Source organism: Oculatella sp. FACHB-28, assembly GCF_014696015.1.
GTDB lineage: Bacteria > Cyanobacteriota > Cyanobacteriia > Elainellales > Elainellaceae > JAAUTN01.
Window position 1 is genome coordinate 19,508 of the sequence record NZ_JACJPJ010000101.1, and the last position, 19,768, is coordinate 39,275.

Sequence of the window (19,768 nt, forward strand, 5' to 3'; positions counted from 1 at the left end):
TTACTTCCACATGGGCTGGCAAAGGTTGATCAAATGTGGGGCAATTTTTGGAAGCGGTAAAATCCAGTCTACGACAGCAGTGGCGATCGCTGCTGCTGGCATGGTCGCACTTTCGGCCGTTGCTGGTTCTTGAACGATCGTTGACCCACCCTGAGCCTTGATTGCAGCTAACCCTTTTGCCCCATCCTGGTTAGCGCCCGTCAAAATTATTCCGATGACAAACTCGCCATATACATCTGCCGCCGATTCAAACAATACATCAATAGACGGGCGAGCATAGGATACGGGTTCGTCAATAGAGAGCGTGAAATAGCCTACATCAACCAGCATGTGATAATCTGCTGGGGCGACATACACTGTTCCGGGCAGTAAGTCGTCTTTGTCCACTACTTCTCTAATGGGTAGGGTGACGTAAGGTTGTAAGAACGAACTCATCATATCTTCGGAGTCTTTGTGTCGGTGCTGTACGACGGCGATCGCTACGGGAAAATTGGAGGGTAGCCCAGATAGCAACACCTTTAGAGCTGATAGCCCGCCCAGCGAGGTACCGATGACAACCAGCTTGAACACCGCTAGTGAATCCTCCGATAAAGCTTTTCACTTCCTGCTAGCTCTTCATAGTAGGCTTCGTAGGGTGTAAATTTCAGCGTTTCCTGTCGCCCCAACCCTAGGATGCCAAACGGACACAGGCTGGCGTGAAATAGCTCATAAACTCGCTTTTGAAGAGCTTTATTGAAATAGATTAAAACGTTGCGGCAGAGAATTACGTTGAATTCGTTAAAGGAGCTATCTGTTGCCAAGTTGTGCTGCGAGAAGACAATATTCTCTTTTAGGGAAGTGCGAAAGATTGCACTATCGTAAGCTGCTGTATAGTATTCGGAAAACGAGCGTTTTCCCCCTGCCTTGAGATAGAGTTGCGTGTATTCTTGCATCAATTGCAGCGAAAAAATTCCGCCTTTTGCCTGTTTCAATACCATCTCGTTCATGTCGGTCGCGTAGATGCGGCAGCGCGGGTAAAGCCCCTCTTCTTCTAACAAGATTGCCATTGAATAAACCTCTTGCCCGGTTGAGCAGCCTGCGTGCCAAATCCGAATAAAGGGATAGGTCCGTAAAATTGGTACGACTTTTTCTCGAAACGCCAGGAAAAAGTTGGGGTTACGAAACATCGCGGTGACATTAACCGAAAGCCCCAGTAAAAAGCGATCGAGGCAAGCCGGATCGTGCAGCACTTTCTCTTGGAGTGCCGAAACGTTGGGCAATTTTTCAGAGCAAAGGATGTTCCAGATACGTCGTTTGAGGGAAGAGGGCGCATAGTTACGAAAATCAAAGCCGTAATAGCGATACACCCCTTCAAGGAGTAACTGAACTTCAATATCCTCCAGTTTGGGTCTTGCTAAAGTCATAATCGGTTAATCGCTACAGAACTGAGGACTGAGACAAAACTGAGAACTTCAGAGCTGGAGCAAGTTTTTTAAACAAATTGAATCGTCGTTCATAAATGAGGTCGCGATCGCACCCCTACAAGCGCTAAGGGTTGCAAACTCAACCTATACACTTGTTTACATGATGCCGTACGACGAGTCATTAGTCCTCAGTCTTAGGCTAGGAATAGACCTCAGGATAGATAGAGGGTTGGAGATGAAGGGGAAGATGCAGCTGTAGGGTTAGATCTCTTGAAGTTAAAAGCGATCGCTTTTGTTCCAGTTCCCCAGATTTCAAGTTTAAAAGGCAAAGTTTCAGGTTGAAATGACACAGTTGTGGGTTGAAACAGCAACGTTGTGCGTTGAAACACCAAAGTTCCGATCTGAAACGGCAACGTTGTAGGTTCAAACGACAACGTTCTAGTTTGAAACAGCAAAATTCTAGGTTCAAACAGCAACGTTCCAGTTTGAAACGACACAGTTCCGATCCGAAATGGCAATGTTCCAGGTTGAAACAGCAACGTTCCAGGTTGAAACAGCAACGTTCCAGGTTTAGGGGGCGATCGCTCCTACTCCAACCTAGAAAATTCTAATCGCGGTGGCGCGGCAGGTCTAAAGCGTTGGGTTTTGCTCTGCTCCACCCAACCTACAGTTCTACTATCCGTAATTTGTGTAGGTTGGGTGAAGTGCAACGGAACCCAACACCCCAAGCTTGAGATCCTAGTGGGACAGACAAAGCCAAGCGTGCCCATCTTTCATCCCTCATCCCTATTGATATAGCCAAACCCGCAGCAGGGAAAGCAATTGCTCGGTATCAATCGGTTTGCTGATGTAGTCAGAAGCTCCGGCTTCGATGCAGCGATCGCGATCGCCCTGCATTGCTTTTGCGGTGAGGGCGATGATCGGCAAATCTCGAAAGGCATCCTGTTCTCGAACTGCACGGGTTGCATCGTACCCATCCATTTCAGGCATCATCACGTCCATTAAGACGACATCAACATCAGAATGGGTTTGCAGAACCTCAAGTCCTTCTCGACCGTTTTCGGCATATAGCACTTCTATGTCGTAGCGCTCTAGTAGTCCGGTGAGGGCAAAGATATTTCGCACGTCGTCGTCTACAATCAGCACCTTTTTGCCTGCCAAAATTGGGTCACTTTGGTGAAGCTGTTCTAGTATTTGCTGCTTGGGCTGTGGCAGGTTTGCCTGAACGCGATGTAAGAAAAGGGCGGTTTCGTCGAGCAGGCGTTCTGGCGATCGCACATCTTTAATGATGATTGTTTCTGCCATTCGCTTGAGCTGAGTCTCTTCCTGCTTGGTCAACTCCTTGCCGGTGTAGACAATGATTGGCAAGTTTGCCAGGCTGTCTTGCTGTTTGATCTGCTCAATTAGCTCAAAGCCACTCATGTCAGGTAGTCCCAGGTCTAGCACGACGCATTCAAAGTGCCCTTGACGCAAAGTTTCCAGTGCTGCGGCTCCGGTGGCAACCGTTGTGGTTTGCACGTCGCCATTGCCGATTAGCTCTCGAATGCTTTCAGCCTGAGTGATGTCATCTTCAACGACGAGCAGGTTTCTCACCTGTCGTTCGACAAAGCCTTTGATGTCGGTGAGCGCCCGAGTCAGCGTTTCGGGGGAAACGGGCTTTTGCAGATAGGCGATCGCGCCCAGTTGCAGTCCACGCTGCTGGGACTCCTCCACTGAGAGCAGGTGAACCGGAATGTGGCGAGTGGTTGGGTCATGTTTCAGTCGGTCAAGCAGCGTCAACCCATCCATATCGGGCAGGTGAATGTCTAGCATAATCGCGTCAGGCTTAAACTCTCGCGCCATTGCCAACCCTGGATTGCTGCGGAGTGCCACTAATCCCTTAAAGCCTTGTTCTCGCGCCATTTCTAGCAGGATTCGAGCAAAGTTGATGTCGTCTTCGATGATTAGCAGGGTGCGATCGCCCGGTTGAAGGTTGTGGCGATCGTCGGGGAGGAGGGGGTTGGGGGTTGGAGAAGGGGCTGGGGGCTGGGGGCTGGGGGCTGGGGGTTCGGAAGTGGGATGGGATGGGAGAGTGGGTTTTGGAGTTTGGGTCTTGGAGATTGGAGTTTGGGCGACTGGAGCGGGAGCAGTTTGGGGCAGGTAGAGGGTGAAGGTGCTGCCTTGCTCGACTTGGCTGGTCAGGTGAATTTTGCCGCCTAGCAGTCGAGCGAGTTCGCGGCTGATCGAGAGCCCTAAGCCAGTGCCGCCATATTTGCGGCTAGTGGTACCGTCTGCTTGCTGGAAGGCTTCAAAAATGATTTGCTGTTTTTCGGGTGAGACGCCAATGCCTGTGTCGCTGACGGCAAAGGCGATCGCATCCACTGTTTTGCCATCCTCCTGCTTTAGTCCCTGGGCAATCGACGTGATTCGCAGTGTCACCCGTCCATGCTCAGTGAACTTCAACGCATTAGAGAGTAGGTTTTTGAGCACTTGTTGCAGGCGCTTTGAATCGGTGGCGATCGCTCCTGGCAGCGATTCATCCAGTTCAACGGTAAAGCCCAGTCCTTTACTCTCAGCAATTTGTTGGAAAGTTCGTTCAATGTAGCCTTTCAAATCATCAAACTGAACGGGCTCAAACTCTAGCGAAATCGTGCCCGACTCGATTTTTGCCAAGTCAAGAATGTCGTTGATTAACTCCAGCAAGTCCGTTCCGGCAGAGTGAATTGTTTTGGCGTACTCAACTTGTTTGCTGGTGAGGTTGCCATTGATGTTGTCCGTTAGCAGCCGCGCCAAAATTAGCAAACTGTTGAGCGGCGTTCGCAATTCGTGCGACATATTGGCCAAAAACTCGGACTTGTAGCGCGAACTTAAAGCCAGTTGCTCTGCCTTCTCCTCTAATTCTTGACGGGCGTATTCAATTTCCTGATTTTTGCGCTCTACCTCACGATTCTGAGAGGACAAAAGCTTAGCTTTTTCTTCCAGTTCCTCATTGAGTTGCTGCAATTCCTCGTTGGTTTGCTGCAATTCTTCCTGCTGTTGCTTCAGCATTATCTCTGATTCGCGCAAGGTCTCAGCCTGTTCTTCAAGCTGCTGGTTGCTGGCTTTTAGCTCCTCTTGCTGGTTCTGTAGCTCTTCGGTCAGGGTTTGTGATTGTTGCAGCAGTTTAGCCGTTCGCATATCAGCGGCGATCGTGTTTAATACAATTCCCAAGCCTTCTGTCACCTGGTCGAGCAACGTCAGGTGAATCGACCTAAATTGCTGAAAAGACGCTAGCTCAATTACTGCGATCACTTCCTGCTCAAACAGAACGGGCTGCACCAAAATATTCAGCGGCGGCGCTTGCCCCAGTCCAGAGCTAATGCGAATGTAGTCACTGGGAACCTCCGTCAGCAGAATTTTTTGCTTTTCCAAGGCACATTGCCCGACCAGCCCTTCACCCAGTCGAAACCGATTCGCCAGATGTTTTCGTTCCTGATAGGCATAGGTGCCCAATAGCTTTAGGGTCGGCTGCTCATCTTCGACCTGCATTAAATAAAACAGCGCTTGACTTGCCCCAACCAGCGGTGCCAGATCAGACAAAATCATTCTGGAAACCGTTGCCATGCTGCGCTGACCCTGCAACATGCGGGTGAACTCTGTCAGGTTAGATTTGAGCCAACTCTGTTCTTCGTTTTCGCGAGTGGTGTCTCGCAGGTTGGCGATCATCTGGTTAAAGGTCTGGGTCAGCACGCCGATTTCGTCGTGGCGATCGCTCTCTGGCAAACTAACCGCTAAATTTCCATCGGTCAGGTCCTCTGCTGCATCTGAAATTTGCTTCAGCGGTCGAGAAATATTTTTCGCCAGGAAAAAACCCAGTAACGCCAACAAAAGGGAATAGAGCGGAATGCCAAAAGCCACACCGTAGAGCATTTGCCGGGTGGCTAAATCTGCCTGGGCGGTGCGCTGGTCCAGCAGTTCTGTCTCTGTGGCTTCCATCTCTTCAATCAGGTCCCGAATCTCATTCATAACCTGCCTGCCCTGGTCAACCTGAACCACTTCCAAAGCGGTATCAAATCCCTGGGTACGCCGAATATCAATGACCCGCTGCATTACTTCAAGACGATTTGCTACCAGTGGCACAAGCCGATCAAGCTGTTGCTGCTGAACTGGATTGTCCTGCGTTAAGTCTCGAATCTGCTCAATTCTTCCATCCAGCGTGCTGATTGCCGCAGTGTAAGGCTCCAGATAACTCTCCTGCCCTGTGATGATGTAGCCTCGCTGTCCCGTTTCAGCATCTTTGATAGTAGAAATTAACCCCTCAAGCTCATTGAGAACCTGGTAAGTATGGCTTTCCATCCGAGAGGCTGTTCTAACCTGAAGCGCACCTCGATAGGAAAACCAACCCAATGCTGCAAAAATCGCTACACCTGTTGCAAAACTGATGCCTATCTTGGTGCCAATTCTTAACCTGTTCAGCATTTGTAGCGTTTACTCACCTGTATTCATGAACGATCTTGCCATCTTTAGCAAGACCTTTGCTGGGAATGGATGGAGAACTCACCTTCGGGCAGATGAGCAAATTCGAGTCCGAGTAGTGACACGTTTATTCACAATGCTTTACATTACATAACATCACCGTATCTGTAGGTAGCAAGCGCGATGGTAGGTTTCATCAAAGGGTTTTTCGGTTCTAAGAAAAAGAAGCAAAGTGAGGAACAGGTGGATTTAACTCCATCAGAAAAGGCTGCTAAGGCGCAAGCGTATTTTTTGGATGCGGACTCAGCAAAGACATTTGGCGATCTGGAGTATATGCGGACTGCTAAAGCTGTGAGACGCACGTTTCCTAAGACATTGGCTAATCCAAAAGGGTTTGAGAAGATCAACCAGATTTCCTCTATTGCACAACTAGAAGCAATGAAGGAAGTTGCTGCCTCTGTTGCACCAGAAGCGATCGCCAAAATTGATGCTCAAATCGAAGCCGTCAAGCAAGACAACGCTTCTCAAAACGGTCAGGCACCCAGCAGCCAAACCGGTTCTAGCGATCGCCGTAGTGCTGACACCAGCATGGATATTTTCCGCAACATGGCGCGTGATATCAAAAAGCCATGATTGCGTAATGTAACGTCGCAGAAAAACTTAAGAACTGGCAAGCAGGGCATCCATCTACGGGTAGATGTCGGAAGTAGTAGAGCAGAAATAAGACTGGGAGGATTATGCCCCCTATTCTCTCGCTACTGGAGCCTAGAAGATGAAAGCCCTGCTGCTCTATCCCCAGTTCCCAAAAACTTTTTGGTCATACGATCGCTTCATGGAAATGGCCAGCCTGAAGGCGACCATTCCTCCTCTAGGCATTCTTACCGTCGCTGCGCTGCTGCCTCAAGACTGGGAAATTCGGTTTCGCGATCGCAATGTTACTCCCGAAACGGATGCTGATTGGGAATGGTGCGACATCGTCATTCTGTCGGCCATGCTGGCGCAAAAGCCAGACTTTCACGCGATGATTTGCAAAGCGGTGCAGTTGGGCAAAAAGGTTGCGGTGGGCGGCCCATACCCAACCTCCGTGCCGCAGGACGCGCTGGACTCCGGAGCCGATTATCTGATTTTGGATGAGGGCGAAATTACGGTGCCGATGTTTTTGGAGGCGATCGCCCAAAACCAGTCCCACGGAGTTTTTCGCGCCACAGAGAAACCCGATGTCACCCTCAGTCCCATTCCCCGGTTTGACTTACTCCAGCGCGATCAATACCTGATGATGGCAATCCAGTTTTCGCGCGGCTGTCCGTTTAACTGCGAATTCTGCGACATCATCAGCCTCTACGGTCGCAAACCCCGCACCAAGTCCCCAGAGCAAACCCTGGCAGAGCTACAAACCCTCTATGACCTGGGCTGGCGCGGCTCCATCTTCGTTGTAGATGACAACTTCATTGGTAATCAGCGCAACGTCAAGCTCATGTTGCGGGAACTCATTCCCTGGATGCAGCAGCGGCAATATCCCTTCACTTTCCTCACTGAAGCCTCTGTCAACTTAGCCGAAGATGCCGAACTGCTGGACTTGATGGCAAAAGCAGGCTTTTATGGCGTGTTCCTGGGAATTGAAACGCCTGATCAAGACAGCCTCCAGGTGACTCGCAAAGTACAAAACACGCGCAATCCATTGGTTGAAGCCTGTCGCACGATTAACCGGGCAGGACTGATGATTTATGCCGGATTTATTCTTGGGTTCGATGGGGAACGGACGGGGGCGGGCGATCGCATCCAGGCATTTGTCGAAGCCACCAGCATTCCTCAGCCGATGCTAGGCATCCTTCAGGCACTTCCCAACACTGCCCTCTGGGATCGACTCAAGCAAGAACAGCGGCTATTCCAAAATCAAGGCGTCACCGAAGTAGGCGATCAAAACTGTCTGATGAACTTTACGCCAACTCGACCCTTAGCAGAAGTCGCCAAAGAATATGTCCAAGCACTCTGGACAATGTACGAACCCTCAAATTACCTCAAGCGCTGCTTCCAGCACTGTTTGAGCATCACCCCTAACCCTCAACTCCAGCAAAACGTATACTTCCCCCCTGGCAAAAGCTTCAAGCTGGTAGCGCGTTTACTCTGGCTACAAGGCATCAAGCGGGCTGGAAATCGAGTTCAGTTCTGGCAGCAACTCTGGACAATTTTTAGAACAAAACCTCAATTCCTCAACATGTACCTCGGCTTGTGTGCCGCTGGCGAACATTTTTTGGAATACCGCACCATTGCCCGCCAGCGAATTGTGCAACAGCTAGGCTATGACCCTCTGGTTACGACTCCTCCAGAGAAAGTATTGGTCATGAGTAATGGGTGATGGGGGTTAGGGGGTTAGGGGGTTAGGGGGTTAGGGATTGGGGGTTGAAGATTGAATGATAGATAATGAAGTATCCGATTTCATTCTCGTTTGAGGGGGAAGTTGGGGCGATCGCCCTCACCAGGATAAAACCCTTCTCCAAAACCTCCCGTCAAAACTCCTAAGCTAAAAGCAGACTTCCCTTCCCCCAACCCCCACCTCCCGCCATGCTATCTACCTCCCAATCCTCACCATCGCTGCAGCAGGGAATGTTGCGTCGAGTTCACCACATTGCCTTGAATGTCAAAGACATGCAGGCGTCTCGCTACTTTTATGGCACCATCTTGGGACTTCGTGAACTCCAGGGAGAGGAAGTTCCAGAAACGCTAAAGGCTTTGTTTGAAGCAGGTGAAGCAGCGAACTTCGTCACGCCTGACGGCACAGTGATAGACCTCTTTTGGAAGCCTCACCTAGAACCTCCTCACCCTGACCCCGACAAAACCTTTACTCGCACTGGACATCTAGCGTTCGACATTGAGCCACATCTATTTGACCAGGCAGTTGAAGTAATTCGCCAAAACCAGATTCCGATTGATCACGGACCAGTTAGCCGCCCCACAGGACGAGGAATTTACTTCTACGACCCAGACGGTTTGCTAGTTGAAATTCGTTGTGATCCAGTACTTTAAGTAAAAGGCTTCGATGTAGGGCAACAATGACAACTAATGAATCTTCTGTCTCTCTCTCTATTCCTGACGAATTGCAGCAGGCTTTAGAGAAATATCGGCAGGAAAACAGAATTGAATCTACTTCGGACGCAATCAGGGATGTGCTTCAAAAGTTTTTTGAAGGGAAGTCCAACATTCCAACCTATGCCTCTGTTAAACAGGTTGAAGCATTAGAAAACTGGGTGAAGAATCTAGCGGAGCAGGTTACTGCGATTAATCAATCAGTCAAGTATTTGTCTGTAACACGTTCTATAGCCAGTTCTGTTATTCCTTTAAATTCTGTTGATTTAGAGGAAGACGAGATTGAGGATGAGCCTGACGAAATCCTATTTGATTTTTTGCCTGATGCAGATAGGTATTGAGCAACAAGTTAGGGCTTTCCTGCATTCTCTAAATTTCCTAATCTAGTCGGACTGGCGATCGCCCCCTCCCTCACTACGCCTCAGACTTCAAATCCCGTTCCATCAGAGCTTCTACTGCTTGCCGAGGTGTAATTTTGCCGTTGAGTAAGCGATAAACTTGCAGCGAAACGGGAACTGGAATATTTTCTCGTCTAGCAATATCAATTAGAACATTAGCAGTATTCACGCCTTCGGCCGTGCCTTGCAGTTCTGCCAAAATTTGCTCTAGAGAATTGCCTTGAGACAGCCTGAAACCCACTTGATAGTTTCGGCTGAGTGGACTGCTACAGGTTGCTAGTAAATCGCCCAAACCTGATAAGCCAAAAAATGTTTCGGTTTGTCCACCAAGGTGAGTGCCGACACGAATAATTTCAGTTAAGGCGCGGGTAATTAGGGCAGATTTGGCGTTGGTGCCAAGCTGAAGCCCATCACATACTCCAACGGCGATCGCAATTACATTCTTTAGCGTTCCGCCCAGCTCAGTTCCAATCGGATCGGTGTTTGTGTAGACCCGAAAGCGATCGGACGAGAAAACAGTTTGCACCGTTTCGGCAGCAGCTTTGTTTGCGCTGGATACTACTGTGGCAGCAGGAAGCCCTTGCCCAATTTCTTTGGATAGATTTGGCCCAGACAGCACCACTACTGAGTTTTGTGGAAAACCTTCCTGCCAGATTTGCGAAGGGGTGCGACTGGTGGTAGCGTCCAACCCTTTTGTTGCAGTCACCAAAATTGTGTGAGCAGGAAGCTGACTAGCCTTGACCTGCTTCGCAACTTCTGACACCCCTTTCATGGAAATCGCAGAAATTACGATGTCTGCTTCTGTTAGACAATCTGCCAAAGATACCTCACCTTGACGCGTCCACAGATTCACCTGATGTTCCTTCTGACTGGCTAGCTTTGCCAGTATGGAACCCCAGGCACCCGCGCCCAGAACAGCAATTTGGTAGATGTGATGATTAGACAAGGGGAAAGGATGGGGAATAAGGAATGAAGCTAACTCGTAGGTTGGGTGAAGCAAAGCGGAACCCAGCAGGATCTTTGCAAATGTTGGGTTTCACGTTGTTCCACCCAACCTACAGCGGACGATGCCTCTGTCTCTCAGGGCGAGAGGGGTGAGGAGCTTGAAGCTGGTTGAACTAACGCAGGTTGAGAGCCATCAACCTCAGACAGATCAACCGGAGCAGGCAACATTTCGCCGCGAAAGTCAAGGAGTTGCACCATGACTAGGTAGGCGATGCCCAGGAGGAGGGCGATCGCCCCCGTAATCACAGCCACAATCTTTGAGCGGTCCATAGTCCTGACATCCTCAATGGGTGATTTCAAACGCTATTTGAGATGTTGTTCCAGGAAGGCAGTCGTGCGCTCCCAGGCGTCTTCAGCCGCTTCTGGGTCATAGTTCATGCCAGAGGGGTTAGCAAAAGCATGGTCTGCACCAGGATAGACATAAATCTCAACCGACTTGTCCAGAGACTTGAGAGCAGACTCAAACTCACGCACGGTTTCAACGGGTGGGTTGTCATCGAGTGCGCCAAAAACTCCCAAAATAGGCATTTGTAGGCTGCTGAGACGAGCCGGATCAGTTTCTAGCTGTCCACCATAGTAAATGACTGCGGCATCGAGTTGATCAGGCAAAAGCAGTGCTGTGTTGAGCGACCAACTTCCCCCAAAACACCAGCCAAGGCTGGCGATCGCCGTTGCTGACTGCTCATCCAAATACTGGTAAGCCTGACGCAGATTTTCCTGAGCCAGTTGAGGATTTTGGGCAACTGCATCTACCAAACGGCGTGCGGTCTGAGGATCTTCTGCAAATTCCCCGTTGTATAGATCGACTGCCAGCGCTGTGTAGCCTTCACCAGCCAAACGCTCGGTCATCATTCTAATGTTGTCGTTTAGCCCCCACCATTCGTGGATCACAATCAGTGCAGGCAGCGGCTCGGTTGCATCAGCCGGACGAGCCAGATAGCCCGTTACAGGGGTGCCATTAATGGTGGCATAGGTGACTTCTTCAGTTTCAACGGCGGTCGCGGGAGCTTGAGCCACAGCATCCGAAGCAATGGGTAAGTCAGCCCGGTGAGACTCCATCAGCCGGCTAGCGTAATCCCGGTTTGACTCTTGGGCAACTGAAAGGCGATCGCTAAGGGGATTAAACAGCGCCCATAGCAACACCAAAAACATCGTTATGATGGCAATTCCGAATAGTTTACGCGGTTTACGCATGATAGCTCTGCTAATTCCTTCAATTTCAAGCTGCTAGTGAGACTTTGTAAACTTTTGCCTCAATCTTTAACCTAACATTGACTGCGCTGGTGTTGCTGACTGGTAGTGATTTGCGAAATGGGGACTACTATACTCAGTTAGTTACTATCAACGTGACTGCGACGATTCAATAGCTTTGCATCTCATGGATACTGCCTCTCAACCCACAGCCGAATCTGCGATTGCCAAACGTCTGGCTGTGGTGCAGATTGCCGAATTGCGAAAGGTCTATCGCACTGGTTTTTGGCTCAATCAGAAAGTGGTGCCGCTGAAAAGCTGTTCGCTTGAAGTCTTTCAAGGCGAAACGTTTGGCTTACTTGGACCGAATGGAGCAGGCAAGACGACAATACTCAAGATTCTGCTAGGAATTGTCCGACCGACTCAGGGGAAAGCCTCTCTACTGGGAAAACCATTGGGCGATCGCACCGTCAAACAGCGAGTCGGCTACCTGCCCGAAAATCCCTACTTCTACGACTACCTGACGGGTTGGGAATTCTTGCAGTACGCTGCCGGATTATTTCAAATTCCTGCCTCAGTTCAACGAAAGCGAATCCCAGAACTCTTGGAACTAGTTGGGTTAGCGCAGTCTGCCGCCCGCAAAAAACAACTGCGGCAATATTCTAAAGGCATGTTGCAGCGAATTGGACTGGCTCAGGCACTAATCAACGATCCAGAACTGGTGTTTTTGGACGAGCCAATGTCTGGACTTGACCCACTGGGACGTTACCAAATTCGCGAGATCATTCTGTCGCTCAAGGCTCAGGGCAAAACGATTTTCTTTAACAGCCACGTCTTATCGGATGTCGAAAAGATTTGCGATCGCGTCGCAATTTTGGCCCAAGGCGAACTAATCTGCATCGGTTCACTCACCGAGTTGTTGGGCACTCCCGAAATCTATCACGTCAAGGTCAATGGCGGCAGTTCAGAAGTGTTGAAGCAATGGATTTCTGACCTGGAGCTTCAGGATGGCTACTGGCAAGGGCACCTCAAAGGACATCCCCAAGACTTCATGGCAAGTCTACGTCTGATGAATGCTCAACTGGTTTCAATGAACCTGTCTCGCCCTTCGCTAGAAGAATTTTTTGTCAACCAGCTTCGGCAACGCGGCATTCACACTAGTAGCTGAAATGTAGCAGATGTCCATGTAAGGGAGTAGCATTCGGCAGGAAGTCCCTGAAATAGACCCAAAATTATTGCCCGAATGCTACGCCCCTACAAGACCTTCGGGTTACAGGTCAGTAAAAGTAGAACCGTAGGTTGGGTGGTTTGGCGAACCCAACGCCTTGAGTTCACCAAACCACTACGACTCTTGCCATCATCGTTCTAAAGAAACAACGCAATCATCAGCAATGACATAAGCGGTTGAATTGCGTTTAAATGCAACCTCGTAAGCGCCTGTAAATTCTCCAAAAGAGGGCAGAACTAAAAGATTTTGAGTGCGATCGAGATAAAAACAGGGCAGCCGTAATTGGTCTAATTTCTCCTTGAGATTGACACAAGGATGGATATGACCACAGATATTTAGGAATCTAGGCTGAGGAGAAGGCTCATGGCTCAACAGCAAGTTACCGACTTCAATAGCATGAGTTAAATATTGAATTGAAGTGTTCTTTAAGGTTTGAATTAAGCGGCGATCGTGGTTGCCAACAATCAATACAACCTCTGCATCTACAGCGGCTTGAAATCGTGACCAGCTATCTAAAACTTCATTTACCAGCGCATATTTAGAATGAAACAGATCGCCTAAGATAAACAGCTTTTGAGGTTTAAATTTAAAGCAAAGCTGTTGCAGCCGATCCAGAGTTGTTTGATTCACTCGATTCGGAATTGGGATTCCCAGGGATTGAAAAGTTTCTGATTTGCCTAAATGAATATCAGCAACTAAAAGAATTTGATCGCTTTCCAGGTAAACTGCCTTTTCTGCAAGGAGCTGAAGCCGCACTCCAAGCACGTCGATTTCTTTCATTTATTCATCCACTGCTGTTTCAAGCGCTCAATTCTATCTAACAAACTTTCGTTAGACATGCGCGAGTTAAGCCGTTCCACTAATAAAGGAAAGGCAAAGGGTGAAGGGCGCTTTGTTTCTTTCCAAACTACATTTAATTGACTCAGGCGATCGAGCGTCTTAGTTAATCGATGGGTTTCTAGCTGATCACGTAACACTTCCTGTTCAGCCTGTTTCAGCAGCAGGTTGTCTGGCTCATACTTTGAGAAAACGTCGTAGAGCAACGAAGAACTGACCTGCAATTGATTGGCATCTTTTCGAGCCGAAGGATACCCCTTAAAAACTAAGCCCGCAACTTGAGCAATGCTGCGAAATTTCCGTTGAGTTAATTCAGAAATATTTAAGCCTGATTTGATATTTTCGTAGAGATTTTCTAGATCGAAGAAGCGATCGCCAAACAACTGCTTAAACGGATAATCTTTCGGCGCTAAAATTTCAAATCCGTAATCATTCACTGAAATAGTAAAAGTCGCTTTCTGCTGACTGGCAAAGCGATAGCCCCACAAAAAACCTAACCCCTCATGCACAAATCGCCCTTCAAATGGAAAAACGTATAGATGCTGTCCTTCTCTTGTCTTACAAACTTCAATTAACAGTTCATCTGATGCAGGTAAATGAGAGATTCTTTTTTGAGTAGAGGCGATCGGCAACATGCACTCTAACTCTTGATTCAACTTCTGCTTTGAGCTTGCATCATTTTGGAATCTCTCAATTTCAGATCGCAGATGCATACTCAACGAATCTGATATGGCTAAATTTCCTCCTCCCCAGGTTGGCGTAACGGTCGATTTTTGAGTGGTATTTTTGACATAAACCACCATGTCTTTCATCATGAAAAACTCTAGCTGCCGACCTGCAAAGAAAAACACATCGCCTTTTTTTAATCTCGATACGAAATTTTCTTCAACCGTGCCAATCCTTCTCCGATTCGTATAGACAATTTGCACTGCCTGATTCGATGTAATCGTGCCAATACTCATCCGATGCATTCGCGCAATCTTCTGGTCAGTTACCTGATAAAGCCCTTCCGTTTGAACTACCTTTTGATAACGAGGATAGGCACCCAAACATTTCCCACCCTTCTCAATAAAGTTGAGTGTCCAATCAAATTCCTCATCGGTTAGCTGGCAGTAAGTCACCGTTTGCCGAATCGTTTCCAAGCATTCCTCAGCCTTAAATCCATCTCCACAGGCTAACGTCACCAAGTGCTGAGCCAGCACATCATAAGGTTTTTCCAATGGTCGTCTAGTTTCGACATCTCCCACTGTTAAACCGCTACGAAAGGCTGAAATCTCAAGTAGTTCTAAAGCATTCGTGGGGAGAAACAAAATTTCTGAGGTACCTTCAGGAACATGAGCCGATCGCCCTGCTCTTTGCAATAACCTTGCCAGATTTTTCGCACTTCCAATCTGCACAACTCGCTCAACAGGTTGAAAATCTACGCCCAAGTCCAGCGATGACGTACACACCACCCATTTAATGTGTCCCACTTTAACACCTGCCTCGATCGCCTCCCGTTCCTGCACATCAATCGAGCCGTGATGTAGCGCAATCCGGTCAAGATATTCTGGCACTGCAAATGAAAGTGCTTGAAACCATCGCTCTGCCTGAGCGCGGGTGTTGGTGAAAATCAGCGTCGAACGATTGATGTCCAACGCATCCACCAACTCTTGAAACATTCTTAGTCCTAAGTGTCCTGCCCAAGGAAAACTATCCACAGAGGCAGGCAAAATGCTTTTGATGATCGTTTGCCGCTGCAAGTTGGACTGGACGATTAAAGGTTCACACCCGATTCCCACCGCAGCCTGTGCCGCTTCTTTCACATTGCCCAATGTCGCTGAAACTGCCCAAGTTTTAAGCTGGGGCTGAAGCTGCCGCAGATAAGACAGACACAGTTCTGTCTGAGTGCCGCGCTTAGAACTGAGCAACTCATGCCATTCATCTAAAATGACTGCCCGTAATGACTGAAACCGCTCCTTCGCGCCTTTGTAGGACAGCATCACTGCCAAAGATTCGGGCGTTGTGATCAGGATATCGGGCATGTTCTTGAGCTGTTTGCTCTTTTGGGAAGAACTGGTGTCTCCCGTGCGTGACTCTACCCGCAAATTCCAGCCCATTTCCTGAATCGGACGCAAAATGGATTGCTGAATGTCTCGTGATAGTGCCCGCAGTGGCGTAATGTAGAGCAACTTTAGCCCAGGGTTGGGAGCTTGCAGCATTTCTAGAATGGCTCCCATCACGGCGGCATAGGTTTTGCCGGAACCCGTCGGCACCTGAATCATGCCGCTTTTGCCATCCAGGTAAGCTTGCCATGTTTCTAGCTGAAAGGGCAGCGGTTGCCATCCCTGTTGCTCAAACCATTCCAGAGCGGGTTTTAGGCGATCGCCATCAGCCACAAATCAGCACTCCCAGCAAAAGACACAGCTTACAGATATTGTAAGCTCAGCCCTCTGGCGCAGTTTGGGTTATCAAGTGCGGGCTTTGGGCGATCGCTTCTTTGTCACGCCCATGATGATGTAGTAGTAAATCGTGAAAACTACACTCATGAAGATTTGGCTGCCCCAGGAACCGTGCCAGAAGTCAAACCAGTATTGTCCCCAATAAACAGACGCGAGGGTAACCAGCGTAATGCGTGGAATGTTGAGAATCAGCGCTAAACCCGCGCCAAACGCCATGATCAGGAGTACCTTTTGCCAACTTTGCTTGAGCAACAACCCCATCACCAAACCAGCCATTGCAATATTCACCGCCATGCTGAAGCCGTTACAGCCCCAGCCCACTTCTACGGCTCCCTGCGGCAAAGAGACGAACGCCCCTTGCACTTCAACGGTTTGACCGATTGCTTTTAACGTCAGGCTACCTGCCCAAGCCATGAAATGATCTAGCGCTCGATAAGGAGTCACCAGTTCCCACAGCAAACGGGTGGTTTCCCCCGGTCTAGGATAGACGCTCAACGCCATGAGCAGAGTAGGAATCGTGTACTTGCGAAAGAAACTAATTCCCCAAGAGCTACACGCAATGCCGATTAGAACGATCAGCCAGATTAGAGACTGTGACCAGATGGCGGTGCGGTAAAACGGGAAGAAAATTACTCCGCTGACAATCAAAATGTGTCCCAACAGTCGATCTTCATCAGCAACCGTTTCCTTCGCAAGCTGAGTCCGTTTCTTCCAAAGCTCATGCAGCGCCAGACCCACGACTCCCAGCATCAGCGGCAAACCTGGTGAACCCTGAAAGGCTCTCTCAATCAAAACGCCTAACCACATTGGGAAATAGCACAGCCCCACCAGCAGACCAGACAAGACGATCCGACCGTGAGTTGTTTTCAGGCTCTCCTGCAAAAAGCTCTGAAGCACTTTGCCTATTTTTTGCTGTCGTTTCTTTTGCTCAGATACTGGCATTGGCAAGTTCAGCTTTGACCGCTGTGGACTGTGATCAGGGATAGGACTCAAACACCTATCAACACTGCAGTTATTCAGTCGCTTGCTTGAAAAGACAGGACGCATCCCCCGGAATTCACAGCTTTTTTACACACTAGACTTCTTGCATGAATACTGTTCTGGAAACGTGAATCGTTGCGCGGCGGAGCCGCGCAACGATTCACGCAGGAGGTCAACTACTGCGCTTGCTCTAATGCTTCGAGTAGATGTAGGTTGGGTGGAGCAAAGCGTAGCTGAACTCCTGCCTCGGTTCTGTTGGGTTCCGCAATGCTTTACCCAACCTACGAGATATCAGTAGTTTTAGGAGTTTTGTCAGTCAACCAGCACAGCGGGTGTTCCTACACAAAAATGCATCCTAGAGTGTGTGCTTAGTGCTACGCCCTACTGGGGATATCTCATTTGAATGGGAACAGTGGTGTTATTTCCTAAGAAAAAGACAGCATCTTCAAACCGCGCAGGCCCCGTTACAGCAGGTGCATCATTGGAAAATCCATAGCCCTCTACAGGGATTCCCAATGCGCCCCGATTGAGCTGTTCGTCCCCGTTGCTGTCGTGGTAGATAGCAACCCCATAGCTACCCGCTTCTAAATCCTCAAAGGTGTAGGCAAACGGAGCTTCAGGGTCTTCGGGTAAATTGTCGGCGATCGCCACACACGCCCGCGTCACTGCACTATCGTTATCGTTGGGGAAACCCGGACTGCCAGAAAAAACCTTGAAGCAAACATTTCCTTCCTGGCTCTGCAAACCGCTCACTTCTACGGTCAGATTGCCTGTAAACTGTGCCCTGGCATTGCCTGAAAACCAGAAACTTCCTGCTGCCAGCAGCGCTACCATGCCCCATTTCTCAACCATAGAACTCCTGTGTAATACGGTCTGTAGTTTAGCGGGCGATCGCTTCGTATCACGATAGCCTGATAAAAAAATCGGAAGCGCAGCATCGCCACACTTCCGTCTTGAAGATTGAAATTAAGGAATTTCCCTAGTAAGTTTCTACGTGCCAGCGTTCCTTGATGGATTTCTGGTAAGCCTTCCATTCCACGCCGTCCTTGGCAGCAGCAGCAGTCATTGCTTCATCAATGCCGCCTTCCATGCCCTTCAGACCACAAATGTAAGTATGGGTCTTCTCATTTTGGACAAGCTTCCAGAGTTCGTCAGCATATTCAGCAACTCGGTGCTGAATATACATTCTGCCGCCTTCAGAGTTCTTCTGCTCACGACTGATTGCGTAGGTGAGGCGGAAGTTATCAGGATATTTCTCCTGGATCGCTTCCAACTCCTCCTTATAAAGAATGTTAGGCGTAGTCGGAATTCCAAAGATCAGCCAGGCAAAGCCCTTAAACGGATAATCAGTATTGAGCTTTTGCTCACCTTCCTGGAACATTCGCCACAGGTAAGCCCGGAAAGGCGCAATTCCAGTACCCGTCGCTAGCATAATAATGTTTGCTTCGGGGTCGTCAGGAAGCAGCATCTCCTTGCCCACAGGACCAGTAATCTTAACATCTGCTCCTGGGTCCAGATGGCACAGGAAGGTAGAGCACACCCCATAAACCATTTCACCCGTTTCAGGATGCTTGTACTCTAGCTGCCGGACGCAAAGTGAAACGGTCTTGTCGTCCAGATTGTCACCATGCCGGGTAGAGGCAATAGAGTACAGCCTGAGCTTATGAGGCTTACCATTCTTGTCAGTGCCGTCAGGAATGATGCCGATACTTTGACCTTCTACGTAACGTAGATCACCCTCAGAAAGGTCGAAAATGAGGTGACGAACGGTGCCAATGCCGCCCTCGCCAACCAGTTCCTCGTTAGAGAGGCACTTACCCACAAACGGAGCATTGGGGCGGTAAGTGTTGACGGGAACGTCCTTTTTTTCTTTCTTAGGCTTTGGTTGAGCTTGTTCTGCTTGGGTCACGGGTTTACTCTCCTCTGCTGATGTCTGAGATACAGTACCCGATGAGGAGGTCTTGCCGTTTGCTACGCCGTTGATGGTTGCAGGGCGGATGCTGACGATTTTGCCACCCAGTCGGGTGATTCGCTGCATTTCCTGATTCATCCGGCTATAGGGCACTATGATAGACACAGTGCCACTTCGACGAATTGGATAGTCAGTCTTGTCGGTTTCTTCGTTTTGACGAAGCCCTTCAACTTCATAGACAAAGAGGCGGCTACCGTAGGCTGTGTTGGCAGCGCCACCCGCTGCGCTTGGATTATACATCGCTAATCAATAAATCCTGAACCCAACTGAGACACACAGAAGTCGCGTGCCATTGATCACGCCCCAGCCAAACTACGGATTTTAGTCCGAAGGTTAGAGCTAGTCTGTATTAGCGTAGCATTGCAAGACGACACTCACTCATCAAAGGCAGCAAGTTTGGCATAAAATCCTGCACTTGCCACTGTTCTACGATAACGAGCAATTCTTTGAGAGAATGTCAAGGTCGAGCAATTTCATTATTTCTAAATGCACAATTGCATTTAGCATGGTGATATTAACGGTGCTATTGAGCAGCAAGATTCAATTCAGGCGAACCTTGTAGGGAGGATCGCATTCTGGTAGGATCTAGTGTATCCGGTAGTACTAAATACTTACCAAAATAAAGCATGGGTCTTCTTCCGCTAGGCGGTACCTGAGTTCGTGCGCCCCTTCGTCGTTGTCTTCGTACTTTGACTGAAGGTTTAAGGCAGCAAGGAAACGCTTGACGGTCTATAGGGAGAGTCTCACTTCAAATTGGCGAGAAATTGGCGGGACGGCCCTAACTTGTGGGTTTA

The 19,768-nt window shown here is 49.0% G+C and carries 17 protein-coding genes; 5 read left to right on the forward strand and 12 right to left on the reverse strand.

Going from position 1 to position 19,768, the window contains the following annotated elements; all coding sequences use genetic code 11:
* The 4 genes from H6F88_RS29430 to H6F88_RS29445 all read right to left on the reverse strand — a co-directional run bounded on the left by H6F88_RS29430 (position 1) and on the right by H6F88_RS29445 (position 5,840).
* Positions 1-570 (reverse strand): chemotaxis protein CheB, encoded by a 570-nt coding sequence (locus tag H6F88_RS29430; RefSeq protein ID WP_190646378.1) that lies wholly within the window; start codon positions 568-570, stop codon positions 1-3.
* Positions 571-572: 2 nt separating this feature from the next.
* A complete protein-coding gene (locus tag H6F88_RS29435; RefSeq protein WP_190646379.1) occupies positions 573-1,403 on the reverse strand; it encodes a protein-glutamate O-methyltransferase CheR in 831 nt (276 codons plus the stop codon).
* 212 nt (positions 1,404-1,615) lie between these two features.
* Positions 1,616-1,963: a hypothetical protein gene (locus H6F88_RS29440; protein ID WP_190646380.1), complete on the reverse strand. Its 348-nt coding sequence runs from the start codon at positions 1,961-1,963 to the stop codon at positions 1,616-1,618.
* Between the two features lie 226 nt (positions 1,964-2,189).
* Positions 2,190-5,840 carry a response regulator gene (locus H6F88_RS29445; protein WP_190646381.1) on the reverse strand — a complete coding sequence of 1,217 codons (3,651 nt, stop codon included), beginning with the start codon at positions 5,838-5,840 and terminating at the stop codon, positions 2,190-2,192.
* Positions 5,841-6,020: 180 nt separating this feature from the next.
* On the opposite strand from H6F88_RS29445, the gene H6F88_RS29450 reads away from it, so the two are divergent.
* The 4 genes from H6F88_RS29450 to H6F88_RS29465 all read left to right on the forward strand — a co-directional run bounded on the left by H6F88_RS29450 (position 6,021) and on the right by H6F88_RS29465 (position 9,262).
* The gene (locus tag H6F88_RS29450) at positions 6,021-6,470 is read left to right on the forward strand and encodes a hypothetical protein (protein WP_190646382.1); all 450 of its coding nucleotides are present in this window, start codon (positions 6,021-6,023) and stop codon (positions 6,468-6,470) included.
* 139 nt (positions 6,471-6,609) lie between these two features.
* Positions 6,610-8,193 (forward strand): B12-binding domain-containing radical SAM protein, encoded by a 1,584-nt coding sequence (locus tag H6F88_RS29455; protein WP_190646383.1) that lies wholly within the window; start codon positions 6,610-6,612, stop codon positions 8,191-8,193.
* Between the two features lie 206 nt (positions 8,194-8,399).
* Positions 8,400-8,861: a VOC family protein gene (locus tag H6F88_RS29460; protein WP_190646384.1), complete on the forward strand. Its 462-nt coding sequence runs from the start codon at positions 8,400-8,402 to the stop codon at positions 8,859-8,861.
* Positions 8,862-8,887: 26 nt separating this feature from the next.
* Positions 8,888-9,262: a ribbon-helix-helix domain-containing protein gene (locus tag H6F88_RS29465; RefSeq protein WP_190646385.1), complete on the forward strand. Its 375-nt coding sequence runs from the start codon at positions 8,888-8,890 to the stop codon at positions 9,260-9,262.
* A gap of 73 nt (positions 9,263-9,335) precedes the next feature.
* On the opposite strand, the gene H6F88_RS29470 is transcribed toward H6F88_RS29465, so the two are convergent.
* From H6F88_RS29470 to H6F88_RS29480, 3 genes are all read right to left on the reverse strand, one after another.
* The gene (locus tag H6F88_RS29470) at positions 9,336-10,265 is read right to left on the reverse strand and encodes an NAD(P)H-dependent glycerol-3-phosphate dehydrogenase (RefSeq protein WP_199333857.1); all 930 of its coding nucleotides are present in this window, start codon (positions 10,263-10,265) and stop codon (positions 9,336-9,338) included.
* 134 nt (positions 10,266-10,399) lie between these two features.
* Positions 10,400-10,594, reverse strand: a complete 195-nt coding sequence (locus tag H6F88_RS29475; protein WP_190646386.1) for a hypothetical protein — start codon at positions 10,592-10,594, stop codon at positions 10,400-10,402.
* 33 nt (positions 10,595-10,627) lie between these two features.
* Positions 10,628-11,518, reverse strand: a complete 891-nt coding sequence (locus H6F88_RS29480; protein ID WP_190646387.1) for a dienelactone hydrolase family protein — start codon at positions 11,516-11,518, stop codon at positions 10,628-10,630.
* Between the two features lie 184 nt (positions 11,519-11,702).
* Between H6F88_RS29480 and H6F88_RS29485 the strand changes: the two genes are divergently transcribed.
* A complete protein-coding gene (locus H6F88_RS29485; protein WP_190646388.1) occupies positions 11,703-12,683 on the forward strand; it encodes an ABC transporter ATP-binding protein in 981 nt (326 codons plus the stop codon).
* 189 nt (positions 12,684-12,872) lie between these two features.
* Here H6F88_RS29485 and pdeM read toward each other — a convergent pair whose 3' ends face one another.
* The 5 genes from pdeM to petH form a co-directional block, all read right to left on the reverse strand.
* A complete protein-coding gene (pdeM, locus tag H6F88_RS29490) occupies positions 12,873-13,523 on the reverse strand; it encodes a ligase-associated DNA damage response endonuclease PdeM (protein WP_190646389.1) in 651 nt (216 codons plus the stop codon).
* The gene (locus H6F88_RS29495) at positions 13,520-15,958 is read right to left on the reverse strand and encodes a ligase-associated DNA damage response DEXH box helicase (RefSeq protein WP_190646390.1); all 2,439 of its coding nucleotides are present in this window, start codon (positions 15,956-15,958) and stop codon (positions 13,520-13,522) included. Before H6F88_RS29495 ends, pdeM begins: the two co-directional genes overlap by 4 nt.
* A gap of 72 nt (positions 15,959-16,030) precedes the next feature.
* Complete coding sequence (gene crtC, locus H6F88_RS29500) at positions 16,031-16,963, reverse strand: cyanoexosortase C (protein WP_190646391.1); 933 nt, start codon at positions 16,961-16,963, stop codon at positions 16,031-16,033.
* Positions 16,964-17,383: 420 nt separating this feature from the next.
* On the reverse strand, positions 17,384-17,854 hold the full coding sequence (locus H6F88_RS29505) for a DUF2141 domain-containing protein (protein WP_190646392.1): 471 nt from the start codon (positions 17,852-17,854) through the stop codon (positions 17,384-17,386).
* Between the two features lie 127 nt (positions 17,855-17,981).
* Complete coding sequence (gene petH, locus H6F88_RS29510; protein ID WP_190646393.1) at positions 17,982-19,214, reverse strand: ferredoxin--NADP reductase; 1,233 nt, start codon at positions 19,212-19,214, stop codon at positions 17,982-17,984.
* Between the last annotated feature and the right edge of the window lie 554 nt (positions 19,215-19,768).

Coding starts and splice junctions, on each gene's coding strand:
- H6F88_RS29460 (WP_190646384.1), top strand. CDS start 8,400: ATGCTATCTACCTCCCAATCCTCACCATCGCTGCAGCAGGGAATGTTG.
- H6F88_RS29505 (WP_190646392.1), bottom strand. CDS start 17,854: ATGGTTGAGAAATGGGGCATGGTAGCGCTGCTGGCAGCAGGAAGTTTC.
- pdeM (WP_190646389.1), bottom strand. CDS start 13,523: ATGAAAGAAATCGACGTGCTTGGAGTGCGGCTTCAGCTCCTTGCAGAA.
- petH (WP_190646393.1), bottom strand. CDS start 19,214: ATGTATAATCCAAGCGCAGCGGGTGGCGCTGCCAACACAGCCTACGGT.
- H6F88_RS29475 (WP_190646386.1), bottom strand. CDS start 10,594: ATGGACCGCTCAAAGATTGTGGCTGTGATTACGGGGGCGATCGCCCTC.
- H6F88_RS29465 (WP_190646385.1), top strand. CDS start 8,888: ATGACAACTAATGAATCTTCTGTCTCTCTCTCTATTCCTGACGAATTG.
- H6F88_RS29435 (WP_190646379.1), bottom strand. CDS start 1,403: ATGACTTTAGCAAGACCCAAACTGGAGGATATTGAAGTTCAGTTACTC.
- H6F88_RS29480 (WP_190646387.1), bottom strand. CDS start 11,518: ATGCGTAAACCGCGTAAACTATTCGGAATTGCCATCATAACGATGTTT.
- H6F88_RS29455 (WP_190646383.1), top strand. CDS start 6,610: ATGAAAGCCCTGCTGCTCTATCCCCAGTTCCCAAAAACTTTTTGGTCA.
- crtC (WP_190646391.1), bottom strand. CDS start 16,963: ATGCCAGTATCTGAGCAAAAGAAACGACAGCAAAAAATAGGCAAAGTG.
- H6F88_RS29445 (WP_190646381.1), bottom strand. CDS start 5,840: ATGCTGAACAGGTTAAGAATTGGCACCAAGATAGGCATCAGTTTTGCA.
- H6F88_RS29485 (WP_190646388.1), top strand. CDS start 11,703: ATGGATACTGCCTCTCAACCCACAGCCGAATCTGCGATTGCCAAACGT.
- H6F88_RS29450 (WP_190646382.1), top strand. CDS start 6,021: ATGGTAGGTTTCATCAAAGGGTTTTTCGGTTCTAAGAAAAAGAAGCAA.